Origin of the sequence: Vibrio sp. SBT000027 (genome assembly GCF_963894355.1) — a bacterium.
GTDB lineage: Bacteria > Pseudomonadota > Gammaproteobacteria > Enterobacterales > Vibrionaceae > Vibrio > Vibrio splendidus.
In genome coordinates this window covers 2480083-2493039 of sequence record NZ_CAWQGD010000004.1, presented here as the reverse complement: position 1 = coordinate 2493039, position 12957 = coordinate 2480083, and the positions used below count along the sequence as shown (strand labels likewise).

At 44.0% G+C, this 12957-nt stretch carries 11 protein-coding genes; 3 read left to right on the top strand and 8 right to left on the bottom strand.

From position 1 onward, the window contains the following. Positions 1-134 precede the first annotated feature (134 nt). Positions 135-2069 (bottom strand): RecQ family ATP-dependent DNA helicase, encoded by a 1935-nt coding sequence (locus AACU28_RS21070; RefSeq protein WP_121603543.1) that lies wholly within the window; start codon positions 2067-2069, stop codon positions 135-137. 145 nt (positions 2070-2214) lie between these two features. Here AACU28_RS21070 and AACU28_RS21065 point away from each other — a divergent pair, with 145 nt between their 5' ends. The 3 genes from AACU28_RS21065 to AACU28_RS21055 all read left to right on the top strand — a co-directional run bounded on the left by AACU28_RS21065 (position 2215) and on the right by AACU28_RS21055 (position 5279). Further along, complete coding sequence (locus tag AACU28_RS21065) at positions 2215-2688, top strand: GreA/GreB family elongation factor (protein WP_017079935.1); 474 nt, start codon at positions 2215-2217, stop codon at positions 2686-2688. 88 nt (positions 2689-2776) lie between these two features. After that, positions 2777-3571, top strand: a complete 795-nt coding sequence (locus AACU28_RS21060; protein ID WP_121603542.1) for a YggN family protein — start codon at positions 2777-2779, stop codon at positions 3569-3571. A gap of 346 nt (positions 3572-3917) precedes the next feature. Further along, positions 3918-5279, top strand: coding sequence for a sodium-dependent transporter (locus tag AACU28_RS21055; protein ID WP_121603541.1), 1362 nt, complete (start codon positions 3918-3920; stop codon positions 5277-5279). Between the two features lie 208 nt (positions 5280-5487). Here AACU28_RS21055 and lipA read toward each other — a convergent pair whose 3' ends face one another. The 7 genes from lipA to mrdA form a co-directional block, all read right to left on the bottom strand. Further along, positions 5488-6453, bottom strand: a complete 966-nt coding sequence (lipA, locus tag AACU28_RS21050) for a lipoyl synthase (RefSeq protein ID WP_004735240.1) — start codon at positions 6451-6453, stop codon at positions 5488-5490. Positions 6454-6457: 4 nt separating this feature from the next. Further along, positions 6458-7117 (bottom strand): lipoyl(octanoyl) transferase LipB, encoded by a 660-nt coding sequence (lipB, locus tag AACU28_RS21045; protein WP_017079937.1) that lies wholly within the window; start codon positions 7115-7117, stop codon positions 6458-6460. Between the two features lie 195 nt (positions 7118-7312). Then, a complete protein-coding gene (gene ybeD / locus AACU28_RS21040) occupies positions 7313-7588 on the bottom strand; it encodes a DUF493 family protein YbeD (RefSeq protein ID WP_017079938.1) in 276 nt (91 codons plus the stop codon). Positions 7589-7823: 235 nt separating this feature from the next. Next, on the bottom strand, positions 7824-9005 hold the full coding sequence (locus AACU28_RS21035; protein ID WP_017079939.1) for a serine hydrolase: 1182 nt from the start codon (positions 9003-9005) through the stop codon (positions 7824-7826). 93 nt (positions 9006-9098) lie between these two features. Then, on the bottom strand, positions 9099-9938 hold the full coding sequence (locus tag AACU28_RS21030; RefSeq protein WP_121603540.1) for a septal ring lytic transglycosylase RlpA family protein: 840 nt from the start codon (positions 9936-9938) through the stop codon (positions 9099-9101). 3 nt (positions 9939-9941) lie between these two features. Then, a complete protein-coding gene (gene rodA / locus AACU28_RS21025; protein WP_121603539.1) occupies positions 9942-11063 on the bottom strand; it encodes a rod shape-determining protein RodA in 1122 nt (373 codons plus the stop codon). After that, positions 11063-12955: a penicillin-binding protein 2 gene (mrdA, locus tag AACU28_RS21020; protein ID WP_121603538.1), complete on the bottom strand. Its 1893-nt coding sequence runs from the start codon at positions 12953-12955 to the stop codon at positions 11063-11065. Before mrdA ends, rodA begins: the two co-directional genes overlap by 1 nt. Positions 12956-12957: the final 2 nt, after the last annotated feature.

The following is a 12957-nucleotide window of genomic DNA, read 5'->3' as shown; positions in this document are numbered from 1 at the left end:
ATTAGAGAGCAATAAGAATAGAGGATAGGTGAGGATAGAGGATAAGTGGGAATAGAGAGTAATGAGATGCACACTGATAAGCACCGACTAGACTTCATAGCCTAGCCAGTTTCTATATCAATACGTGAGATGCCTTATCTAGGAAGCTGTTTAACTCGCGCTAAGGTATCACTGAATGGTTGCTGCTCTAGCTTGCCGTAACCAACCATTTTGCTGGCTTTAAGCTTGGTTGAAAGCGGGGTTGCAATTCCGCATAGAAAACGCGTAATGGCTTCGTCGGTGATCAATTGTTGGCTCTTAGATACAAATTCATGAATCCATGTCATTACGGTTTCGTCGTCAACGGGTTCAACATCGACGGTTGGTAATATTGCTACCTCACCACGGCATACCGAGCAATGACCACAGTTTGTTGGTGCCTTATCATCGGCAAAGTAGCTCGCTAGGCGTGAGCTTAGGCAAGTGTCTGCCTCAAAGAAGCTCAGCATTTGGTTAAGACGGTTTATTTCACTGTTCTCTTTTTCCTTAAACAATTCGGTTAGACGTTCCGATAACTGCATCATATCTTCAGAGGTATTGTGGATAGCATACACATCTGTGATCTGCTTACTTTCCAACTCAATCCAACCTTGTTCATTGAAATAATCGATTGCCGCAATCACACGCTGACGATCTGTCTGGAAGTGTGTCCACAGCGCATCGAAATCAACTTGGCACCAGACTCTGGCTTGAGGCGAGCACTGGAAAATCGCTTCGACAAAATGACGACGTTCGCCTTGGAACTGTTCGGTGATCTGCTGTTTCGGGCGAACGAACTTAAATTTGTAGTCAGCGAAATAGCTGTACTTCGGCTCAATCACGCCTTCAATTTCGAGATACACCAGTAGCGTTTTTAGCGGCAGCTGACGAATGTTGGATTCACGTGATAGCTGGTTAAGCATAATCTCCCATTGATTCGAGCCAGCAGCGCCAATGTTTTGATTTTCGTAGATTTCCTTCAATACTGCTTGGATCGATATGTTGTCTGGCGTATCGCCAAATACGAAGTTCTCTAGTGTACTGAGGCCGTACTTGTTGGCGAGAAGAATACATTCTGAAGGCTGGCCATCTCGGCCTGCTCGACCGATCTCTTGCGAGTAGTTCTCTATCGATTTTGGTAAATCAAAGTGAATGACTCGGCGAATGTTGGATTTATCGACGCCCATACCAAACGCAATGGTGGCCACGATACAGTTCACGTCATCATTCATGAATTGATGTTGAATTACATCTCTGTTTTCTGGCTTAAGACCTGCATGATAAGCCACAGCATTAACGCCAGCGTTACGAAGTTGCTGAGCCACCATCTCTGCTGTTTGTTGAAGGGTGACATAAACAATAGTCGGAGCAAGAGAAGCTTGATTAACGACGTTGCACAAGGTTTCTAGTTTGCTGGTTTGTTCGCAAGGTTGAATAGACAGATCGAGGTTTTGACGATAGAAACCCGTAACCACAACACGTTCCTCATCGATATCAAACTTAGACTTCATATCTTGGATAACTGATGTGGTCGCGGTGGCTGTCAGTAGCAGTACCTGAGGAATATTGAGCTGTTTTTGGTACTGGGGAAGCTTTAGGTAGTCTGGTCTAAAGTTATGTCCCCACTCTGAAATACAGTGCGCTTCATCGACCACCAGTAACGAGATAGGCACTTGGGAGATAAACTGGCGAAAGCGCTCGTTCTTCAAGCGTTCAACGGAGATCATGAGGATCTTGGTGTCTCCGTTACGTACCGACTGCATCACTTGTTGGGTGGTTTGTCTGTCTTGGCTTGATTCGATTGCAGCTGCGCTAATGCCTTTGCTGTGCAAGAAGCTGAGCTGGTCTTTCATTAAAGCTAACAGTGGCGATATTACTAAGGTTAAATGTGGCAATGCTAGCGCTGGCAATTGATAGCAAAGCGACTTACCTGAGCCTGTTGGGAATATGGCCGCCGTCGAATGACCAGATAGAACATTATCAATGACTTGCTTTTGCCCATTACGCAGTGAGTCGAATCCGAATACTTGTTTTAACTTCTGCTCAATCATTTATGTTCTACCTGAATTATTAAGTGTCGTATTGATGATAAAGCGAGCGTCCATTCATGATCGCGTCGCTTGATGAATCAAATGTCTTGCACCTGATTGTACCTAATTCTATTCTGTAGCTCCTATAGAAAAGCACCCCAATAGTATGAATAAGTCAGAGCTTCGCCAAATAATCTTAGAGCAACTCGAATCCCGACTACGTATCGCCCAATCTGCGACTCAGCGTGCGATTGATGCTGCGACCGATGAAGAGACTGTGCCTGAACATAAGTACGATACATTGGCATTAGAAGCTTCGTATCTTGCTCATGGCCAAGCCGTAAGAGTGCAAGAGTGTGAAGACGACATTCAGTGTTATCGTAACTTAGTGTTGCGCGACAGTGAGCGAATTACGGTGAGCAGCTACGTTGTGGTCATTGACGAGCATGATCAATATAAACACTTTTTTATGGGGCCGAGAGTCGGCGGACTTTCCGTCACGTGGAATGATAATGAGATTGCCATCGTGACGGCGAATGCACCTTTTGGCCAAGCTCTAATGGGTAAAGAAGTCGGTGATGAAATTGAGTTTAAGGTCGCAGATAAACAGTTTTGCTATGAAGTAATATCTATCGACTAACTAAGTAACGGATATATATAAAACGTTTCTCTGACAAAGAAGCATATACCAAGGGTATAGTAATCGGTCAGATTGATGAGAGGATGTTATGAAAAACAATGTATTTATGAAAAACAAAATATTTATTAAAAACAATGTATTAATCGCATCGTTAACAGCGGTAATCTCTTTTGTGAGCCTGCCAACTTTTGCTGCTCAGTGTCGAGTTGATTTGAAAAATGAATTGCGAATCGATGACCAAAAAGTCGAAATCCATCAAGTGGATGGTGATACTGCCGTTTTCGATGGCAACAACGACTTATATATCCATGGTGAGAAGGTTGAGCTTGATGCCGACCAACAAGCGGCGATTGAAAAATACCGCGAAAGCATGAGTGAGTACTTACCACGAGCGAAACAAATGGCGAACGATAGCCTAGCGTTAGCGAATGACGTGATTGATGATATTGCGGCTAGCCTAGATTCACCGGAATCATTTGATAATGTAAAAGAATCAATGAAAACCTACTTTGCTGAACTGGAAGCTCGTTACTACAAAGATGGCGAGTTAGTGTTACCAGCTGAAAGCTTTGATTCGATGGCCAATGGTTGGTCTGAAGATTTCGAGAAGGCGAAAGAAATCTTTAATCAAGAATTTATCTCCAGCGCTTTTAATGCGATGTCAGAAAAAATGAAACAAGATGGTGGTTTAAACCTTACCGAGTTGGCTGATAGCATGGCTGAATTAAAGCTTAAAGTTGAAGAGCGAATGAAAGAACACTCTCAACAAGTGCAAGAGGAAGCGAATGAGTTCTGTGACTCACTTGATGAGATGGCAGAACAAGAGCAAGAGCTGCATGAAATCATTCCGAACCTAAAAGACTATCAAGTATTCACGATCTAATCTGAATTGACTGATGAATCACAAGAGCACCGTTTGGTGCTCTTTTTGTATGTGCTTATGGATGTAGGTGTTTATGGATCTATGGATTCAGCTGCACGAGCATTTAACCCGATATACTTTCTTCGTTTCTTCGTTTCTTCGTTTCTTCGTTTCTTCGCTTTCCTAGGTCTACATCTTGACTGGTTGTTATTTGGTAAACGATAACACCAGTAGGTTGTTAACTTTGTGGTTATAAATAGCGCATTGATTGTAAAAATTAGAGAATTGTTCATTTATTGGTTGTGCCTATCATTGCTTTTTATTACTGTACTTACCAACTAGTTCGCTGATTTTTGATACGGGCAATATGAACCAACAATCTTCCTCTTCAAGAGAGCACTTTAGCTCTCGTTTAGGCTTTATTTTAGCAGCGGCTGGTGCAGCGGTTGGCTTGGGTAATATTTGGGGTTTCCCAACTCAAGTTGCCAGTAACGGTGGTGGCGCTTTTCTCTTAGTCTATTTGATCATGATCCTCGTGGTCGCTTTCCCAATGCTGGTGGTTGAGATGGCTATTGGTCGTCACGGTCAAGCAAACCCTGTCGATAGCATGCGTTCTTTGACGACGAACCCTTTGGGTAAGAAAGTCGGTGAGTTTGTCGGTTGGGTCGGATTGAGTGTGCCAAGCGCCGTGTTGGCATTTTATAGTATCGTTGGTGGTTGGTTGATCTGCTTCCTAATTGGTGCAGTCGCGGATCTTATCGGCCTAGAAGCGATTGCTGATTGGTTTAAAGGCTTCAGTGTTGAGCGCAACGTATTTGGTACCGTCGCATTTTATGTACTGACTATCTTGATTGTGCAGGGCGGTGTTAAGCAAGGCATCGAGAAATGGTCGACTCGTTTGATGCCTGCGCTATTTGTTTTATTTGGCTTATTGTTTGTTTACATCATGACGCAATCTGGTGCGATGGAAGGCCTAAAACACTACTTGGTTCCGGATTTTGAAAAAGTTTGGGATAGAAAATTGATTTTGGCAGCAATGGGGCAAGGCTTTTTCTCGCTAACCATTGGTGGTTGCTCGATGTTGGTTTATGGCTCTTACTTGAGTAAGAAAGAGAACCTGCCCAAAATGGCAATGAACGTTACCTTAGTTGATACCGCTGTCGCTTTTATTGCGGGTTTAGTCGTGATGCCTGCAATGTTTGTTGCGATGCAGAAAGGGGTACAAATCTATGCGGAAGATGGTTCACTATTAAGTTCTGATACGCTTGTATTTACGGTTCTGCCTTTGATGTTTGATAGCTTAGGCGTGCTTGGTCAGATCTTCGCGATTGTTTTCTTCTTATTGCTAACGATTGCCGCACTGACTTCATCGATTTCGATGCTTGAAGGCCCTGTAGCACTAGTGAGCGAGCGTTTTAACACTAGACGAACGCCTACGAGCTGGGTAATTGGTGGTGTTATCGCGTTGTTTAGTGTGGTGATTGTTTACAACTTTGCCGCGATGTTTGGCATGGTTGCGATGATAGCGACTCAGTACCTTCAACCGGTCGCAGCACTGATGTTCTGCGTGTTTGGTGGTTGGGTGTGGAGCCGAGCTTCAAAAGTGAAAGAGCTTGAGCAAGGTTGCCCTGATTTCCAATTAGGTTGGTTTGGTAAGGTTTGGCCAATGTATGTGAAGTTTGTGTGCCCAATCCTAGTCGCAACGGTTATCTGGGCATCTTTCGGCTAACGCTGAACCCTATCGGGACTCTCTGAACCTAAACCCTCAGAAGAACTTGAAACGTTAAGCACAGAGCCACTCATAATGAAGTGGCTTTGTTGTTTTTATATAAAGCTATAGTGGCATGAAATATAAAGCTTAGCGGCACGAACAGGATAGAAAAAAGGCGCTGAACATAATAGTCAGCGCCTTCGCGTTTCTAGTTAAGCAATCGTGATTACTTAATTTCCATACCTTGAGCCTGTAAGTCTGCATGGTAAGAAGAACGTACAAACGGACCACAAGCTGCGTGAGTGAAGCCTAGCTCTAGAGCAATCTCTTTCAGCTCATCGAACTCAGAAGGCGGTACGTAGCGTTCTACTGGTAAGTGGTGACGGCTTGGTGCTAGGTATTGGCCTAGTGTCAGCATCGTTACGCCATGTTCGCGAAGATCTTTCAGTACTTGAACGATCTCTTCTTTCGTCTCACCAAGGCCCATCATCACCCCTGATTTTGTTGGGATAGTTGGGTGCTGTTCTTTGAATTTCTTCAATAGATCAAGAGACCATTTGTAGTTCGCACCTGGACGCGCTTTGCGGTATAGACGCGGCGCTGTCTCTAGGTTGTGGTTGAAAACATCTGGCGGATTGTCTTTCATTAGATCAAGCGCAACGTCCATACGACCACGGAAGTCTGGTACCAGGGTTTCAATGCGAATGTTTGGATTCTGTTCGCGAATTTCACGGTTACAATCAGCAAAGTGTTGAGCACCGCCGTCACGCAAGTCATCACGGTCAACTGAAGTGATTACTACGTACTTCAGTTTCATGTCTTTAATCGTCTTAGCCAGTTTCTTCGGCTCTTCTGCTTCAGGAGCAACAGGGCGACCATGGGCAACATCACAGAACGGGCAGCGACGAGTACAGATAGCGCCAAGAATCATAAACGTTGCCGTGCCGTGGTTAAAACACTCGGCTAGGTTAGGGCAAGACGCTTCTTCACAAACTGAGTGCAGGTTGTTCTTGCGCATTGCTGATTTGATTTCTTGAATACGATGGCTGTCTGAAGGAAGTTTAATCTTCATCCATGCAGGCTTACGTAGAACTTCTTTCTGTTCAGCAGGCATATTCTTTACGGGAATTAATGCCATTTTGTCAGCGTCACGATATTTAACGCCTTTTTCCATTTGGATTGGTTTGCTCATGATTTTATGCTTCTGCTGTAATGTTACTGGTGGCTTGAATGTCTACTTGGTCATAGCCGAGTAGCTCTACGAGCTCTTGTATTAACTGTTGCTCAACGTTTTCTAGTTCACTTGGCCCGCCTAGCTGGCTTACTTGTGCCATTTCCATACCTTGATAACCACATGGGTTAATACGTAGGAATGGAGACAGGTCCATATCGACGTTGAGTGCTAACCCGTGGAACGAGCAGCCACGTCGAATACGTAATCCGAGTGAACAGATTTTCTTGCCATCGACATAAACACCAGGAGCGTCAGGTCGGGCAGTTGAATTTATATTGTAAGCTTTCAGAGTGTTGATTACGAGGTTCTCGATATGAGTCACTAAATCACGTACTCCGAATTTTTTGCGGCGGATGTTAATCAAAAAGTAAGCGACTAACTGACCTGGGCCATGGTAAGTCACTTGGCCACCGCGATCGCTTTGAATTACAGGGATGTCACCAGCATTTAATACATGCTCGGCTTTGCCTGCTTGTCCTTGAGTGAAGACAGGGTTGTGTTCAACCAACCAAACTTGGTCTACGTCTTCTTCTGTGCGTTCGTCTGTGAACTTATGCATGGCTTTCCATACAGGTTCGTAATCCTGACGGCCTAATTTTTTTACGATTAGCTTATTTTGCAAAGCTGCACTCCCTCAAGGATTAATAAAGTGAACGCATTATAAACGCGAAACAGGTTTCTAACTACAGACGGACTGCAAGGTTTTTCAACTTTCTTTGTATTTATTGAAAATTAAGTTGAATGAATTTGACCTAGATAGGGTGCTTCAAACAAAAACAGCGGCAATAAGCCGCTGTTTTTCATGTGTAATCGGAGATTACAGAACCATACGAACGATTTCGATCTCGCCCAGTTCTTTATATAGCGTTTCTACTTGCTCAATTGAAGTCGCTGTAATATTGATAGAAACAGAGTGGTAGTTACCTTTCGCACTCGGTTTTAGCGTTGGGCTGTAGTCACCAGGAGCATGACGCTGGATCACTTCTAGCACTAGCTCAGTAAGTTCTGGCTTAGCATAGCCCATTACTTTGTAAGTGAATGAACAAGGGAACTCTAAGAGATCTTTTAGTTTTGCATCAGAATTGATGTTCATGAATAGCTCCAAAAGGCTAGACTCTCGCAAATTGGCGAAATGTCGATAAAAAGCGTGTTCGGTCAACAGACACGAGTAATAGGGCGGAATATTACGTGTAAATATCGCTGAACTCAAGATCAACAAAAGCCGCACATGGCGGCTTTTAGTTCGTCAATGAGTAAATAATGAACTTACTCATTGAGTTAGCTTTGCACTGAGCTTGTGTATTGCTTAGAGCAAAGCTTTGACTGGTTTAGAATAAACCCTTAAACAGCAATACTAGGTAGTCCCATAGACGGCTAAATAAGCTGCCTTGGTCTACATCTTCAAGTGCAAGTAGTGGGTATTCAGCAACGTCTTCACCATCAACTTGGTAGAATAGTTTACCGACAACATCACCTTTGCTAATTGGTGCTTCCAGTTCTTTTTCAAGAACGAAGCTTGCCTTTAGGTTCTTCGCTTGGCCACGAGGTAGGGTAACGAAAGTATCTTCGTCGACACCTAGTGCAACTGTATCTTTGCTACCCATCCAGATCTTCTCTTCTACGAAGGTTTCACCGGCTGTGTGTGGCGCCACTGTTTCGAAGAAACGGAAGCCATAGCTAAGCAGCTTTTTGCTTTCTGTTTTACGAGCGTTAGCATTCTTGGTGCCCATCACAACAGCAACTAGGCGCATTTTGCCTTCGGTTGCTGAGCTTACTAGGCTATAACCTGCCTTGCTTGTATGGCCCGTTTTGATGCCATCAACGTTCATGCTCTTATCCCATAACAGACCGTTACGGTTGTACTGGGTGATGCCGTTGTAAGTGAATTTTTTCTCTGAGTAGATACGGTACTCATCAGGAACATCGCGAATCAGCGCCTGACCAAGTAGCGCCATATCATAAGGTGTTGAGTATAGATTTGGGTTGTCTAGACCGTGCACGTTAGCAAAGTGCGTGTCTTTCATGCCGATAGAGCTTGCCCATGCGTTCATTAGGTCAACGAATGCATCTTCAGAACCAGCAATATGCTCAGCCATTGCAACAGTAGCATCGTTGCCTGATTGAATGATGATGCCACGGTTCAGTTCTTCCACTTTAACCGTTGTGCCCACTTCAATGAACATTTTCGATGAATCTGGGAAGTTTTTAGCCCAAGCATTTTCACTGATTACAACATCGTCGTTTAGATTGATGTTGCCACGTTCTAGCTCTTGGCCGATCACGTAGCTCGTCATCATCTTGGTTAAACTTGCTGGAGAAAGTTGAGTATTCATCTCTTTCTCTGCTAGTACTTTGCCTGAATGGTAATCCATCAGAACAAAACCTTTAGCGGCGATTTGCGGTGCATCAGGGACTACAATTGGAGCGGCGAATGACGATGTAGCTATCGTTGCAGAAAGAGCAACAGAAGTAGCAAAAATCGATTTAACAAGTTTATTAGATTTAATCATTTTGAATGCAATTATTTGGTGAACTATTCATATATTAACAGAATCACTCTGTCACACCAGAGCGCTGATTACCAGAAGTAACTGTTAGATTAATTAGCGGGTTAGTGTGTGTTTTTTTATATAAGCTGACGGGTAACCCATTAGCTTAACTTGTTCTAATTTCTCTTGAGTCAGAGCATAGTCATGAAATGGCCCAATCATCAGACGGTAGTTGTCATCATTTGGCTGCAAGAACGTTGCTACTTCTAGCTTTTCGCCTAGATCTTTCGCTAACTTCTCTGTTCTATCTTCATGCGGAGATGTCGCGACTTGAATAATAAATTGCGGTAAAGCAGCCTTTTTATTTGCGTCGGTTGGCATAGCCACAGTAATGACTTCAATCTCAACATTTGCTGTGCCGGTTCTCAACACATCGAGCTTGTAAGCTGCCGCATAACTAAGGTCAATGATTCGGCCTTCATGGAATGGGCCGCGGTCATTGATACGAACAATTGTCGTTTTGTTATTGTCGGTATTCGTCACTTTTACATAGCTTGGAATTGGCAATGTTTTGTGCGCCGCAGACATCGAATACATGTCGTAGATCTCGCCGTTAGACGTTAAGTGACCATGGAATTTCTTACCGTACCAAGAGGCTTTGCCTTTCTCGGTAAACCCTTCGGTTCTTTTTATGATCTTGTAGTCTTCGCCACGCAAAGTGTAATCCGTGTTACCACCTAAACTATAAGGTTCATACTGAGGGTGAGCATCCTCGAGATGCTCTACTGAGATAGGTGCATCTGGTGCAATATCTGAATCAATATCGTAGCGGCCGGCTGGCTTTTGTGAAGAACAGCCGTTGATTAAAATCGCTAAGCCTAGGATAGAGGCTATTTTTTTGATTGGCAGCTCATCAACCAAAGATGCTTTTCTTTGAAGTATTGCAATAGACATCGATTAGGTCGCCTTTGAGAATGCTTTTCTGTGTGTATGGATCGACATTAAAATGCCAAAACCAGCCATAAGGGTAACCATTGAAGTACCGCCATAGCTTACGAGAGGTAGAGGAACACCAACCACGGGTAGAATACCGCTTACCATGCCAATGTTTACAAAGATATAAACGAAGAAGCTCAGTACAATACTGCCACCCATCATTCGACCAAATGCCGTTTGAGCTTGGCTCGCGAGCACTAAACCCCGTCCAATAATGAATAGGTAGATAGCAAGCAAGAACAAAATACCAATCATGCCCCATTCTTCGGCAATTACCGCAAAAATGAAGTCAGTGTGGCGCTCTGGAATAAATTCTAATTGAGATTGAGTACCTTGTAGCCAACCTTTTCCTGATACACCACCAGAACCTATCGCAATCTTACTTTGAATGATGTGGTAGCCCGCACCTAATGGATCTGATTCAGGATCAAAAAGGGTTCTTACTCGTACTTTTTGATATTCACGCATCAAGAAGAACCATAATATTGGGATAAATGCCCCTAACGCTATGGCGGCACTGGCAATGATTTTCCAACTTATACCAGCCAAGAATATTACGAAGATACCGGATGCGGCGATAAGAATGGATGTACCCAAGTCGGGTTGCTTAGCGATTAAAATGGTAGGTACAAACACCATCACTAGCGAGATCGCTAATGTTTGAAAGGTTGGCGGCAGTGATCGCTTACCGATAAATCGAGCCAGCATCAAAGGTACCGCAAGCTTTAATAGTTCAGAGGGTTGGAATCGAACAAAACCGAAATTTAACCAACGTTGGGCACCCTTAGATGCCTCACCAAAGAACAACACGCCCAAGAGTAAGATGACACCGCCTGCAAATAACAGCGGGGCCAAGGTTTCATAGGTACGAGGCGAAAGTTGCGCTAAGAAGATCATGACACCTAAAGACAGCATCATACGCATTGCTTGGCGATCCATCATCGCAAGGCTTTGTCCGCTGGCGCTGTACATGATCAATAAGGCAAAGCCCATCAACACCAGAATACCTAGCAGTAATGGGAGATCGATATGGAGCCTTTCAAACAAGGCTCTATTTCGTCCAGTAGAAGGATCAAGTTTCATTATTTTGTTGCCTTACTTTCATCTTCTTCAGCGAGAATAATATGGTCTAATATTTTTCTAACGACAGGGCCGCCATTTGATGAGCCACCACCTGCGTTTTCTAATACGATAGTCACAACAGCTTCTGGATCTTCAAAAGGAGCATAACCAGTAAAGAGTGCATGATCGCGTAAATGCTCTGCGATTTCGTCCGCGTTGTATTCTTCGTCTTCTTTGAGACCGAATACTTGCGCAGTTCCTGATTTACCAGCGGTTTGGTAAGACATCTTTTGGAATGAACGTCTTGCTGTACCTTTCTTTCCGTGGTTTACCAGTCTCATGCCTTCTTGCGCGATATCCCAGTATTTCTGCTTAACACCAGTGATTGGAGGATAAGTTTCGATCTCTGATACCGTTTGGTCATCGAATGGCTGACCATTATCGATCGTCGCACGTAATAGGTGAGGCGCTGTTACTTCACCTTCGTTGACCAATACAGACGTGGCTTTTGCGATTTGCATCGGTGTTGCCGTCCAATAGCCTTGTCCGATACCAACAGGGATGGTGTCACCTTGGTACCAAGGCACACGGTGTCTTGCCATTTTCCATTCGCGAGTTGGCATGTTGGCTTTACTTTCTTCGTAAATATCAATGCCTGTATAGTCACCAAAGCCGAATAGCATCATCCATTGAGATAAACGGTCGATACCTAGATCAAAGGAGATTTGGTAGAAGAAGGTATCAACTGATTCTTCAATCGCTTTCTCTATATCAACAACACCGTGTCCCCAACGTAACCAGTCGCGAAACGGCTTGGTTTTAGAGTTAGGTATTTTCCAATAGCCTGGATCATTACGCGTTGTATTCGGTGTAATCACACCTTCTTGTAGAGCAGCAACGGCAATAAACGGTTTGATCGTTGAAGCTGGTGGATAAATGCCCAATGTGGCACGGTTAACCAAAGGTCGATCTTTATTTTGTAGTAGGGCGTTATAACCTTTAGAGGAGATACCATGCACAAATGCATTCGGGTCGTAGCTTGGGCTAGACACCATCGCTAACACGCCATTGTCTTTCGGATCGAGAACGACGGCAGAGCCACGGCGTCCATCGAGCAGTTTGTGCACATATAGTTGAAGATTGATATCTAAGTTAAGTACGATATCTTTGCCCGGAACCGAAGGGACAAATTTTAGAGTGCGGATTACTCGTCCTCGGCTGTTCACTTCGACTTCTTGATAGCCAGCGGTACCGTGAAGCATGTCTTCGTAGTAGCGCTCAATACCAAGTTTACCGATGTCGCGAGTGGCTTGATAATTGGCGTCTTTCTCTTCGCGTACTAAGCGCTGTATATCGCGATCGTTGATACGTGATACATAGCCAATAACGTGAGTCAGTACATCACCATACGGATAAAAACGTTTTAATGTGCCTGTTACCTCAACACCCGGAAATTTATGCTGGTTTACAGAGAATACTGCAACTTGCTCTTCGGTGAGCTGATTCAGAATAGGCACTGACTTGAAGCGTCGTGAATTGCGTCGATCACGATTAAAACGCTCGATACGTTCAGGTGGAATCTCGATTAACGTTTGTAGACGGGCGAGCGTGTCATCCATATCTTTGATTTTTTCGGGCGTAATTTCTAGGTTGAAAACGGGGCGGTTTTCGGCAAGAAGTACACCGTTGCGATCGTAAATCAAACCACGGTTAGGCGCGATGGGAACGACCTTGATACGGTTGTCGTTAGAGCGGGTTTTATAGTCCTGATATTGGTTGACCTGAATGTTGTATAGGTTAACAACCAACATCGACATCATGACTATGATCCCCGCAAACGCAACAAAAGCACGACTAGTAAATAGTCGTGCTTCTGCTTTGTAATCACGGATTTGGCTACGTTTACGTAACATTA

Coding starts and splice junctions, on each gene's coding strand:
- AACU28_RS21070 (WP_121603543.1), bottom strand. CDS start 2,069: ATGATTGAGCAGAAGTTAAAACAAGTATTCGGATTCGACTCACTGCGT.
- AACU28_RS21065 (WP_017079935.1), top strand. CDS start 2,215: ATGAATAAGTCAGAGCTTCGCCAAATAATCTTAGAGCAACTCGAATCC.
- AACU28_RS21060 (WP_121603542.1), top strand. CDS start 2,777: ATGAAAAACAATGTATTTATGAAAAACAAAATATTTATTAAAAACAAT.
- AACU28_RS21055 (WP_121603541.1), top strand. CDS start 3,918: ATGAACCAACAATCTTCCTCTTCAAGAGAGCACTTTAGCTCTCGTTTA.
- lipA (WP_004735240.1), bottom strand. CDS start 6,453: ATGAGCAAACCAATCCAAATGGAAAAAGGCGTTAAATATCGTGACGCT.
- ybeD (WP_017079938.1), bottom strand. CDS start 7,588: ATGAACATCAATTCTGATGCAAAACTAAAAGATCTCTTAGAGTTCCCT.
- AACU28_RS21035 (WP_017079939.1), bottom strand. CDS start 9,005: ATGATTAAATCTAATAAACTTGTTAAATCGATTTTTGCTACTTCTGTT.
- AACU28_RS21030 (WP_121603540.1), bottom strand. CDS start 9,938: ATGTCTATTGCAATACTTCAAAGAAAAGCATCTTTGGTTGATGAGCTG.
- rodA (WP_121603539.1), bottom strand. CDS start 11,063: ATGAAACTTGATCCTTCTACTGGACGAAATAGAGCCTTGTTTGAAAGG.
- mrdA (WP_121603538.1), bottom strand. CDS start 12,955: ATGTTACGTAAACGTAGCCAAATCCGTGATTACAAAGCAGAAGCACGA.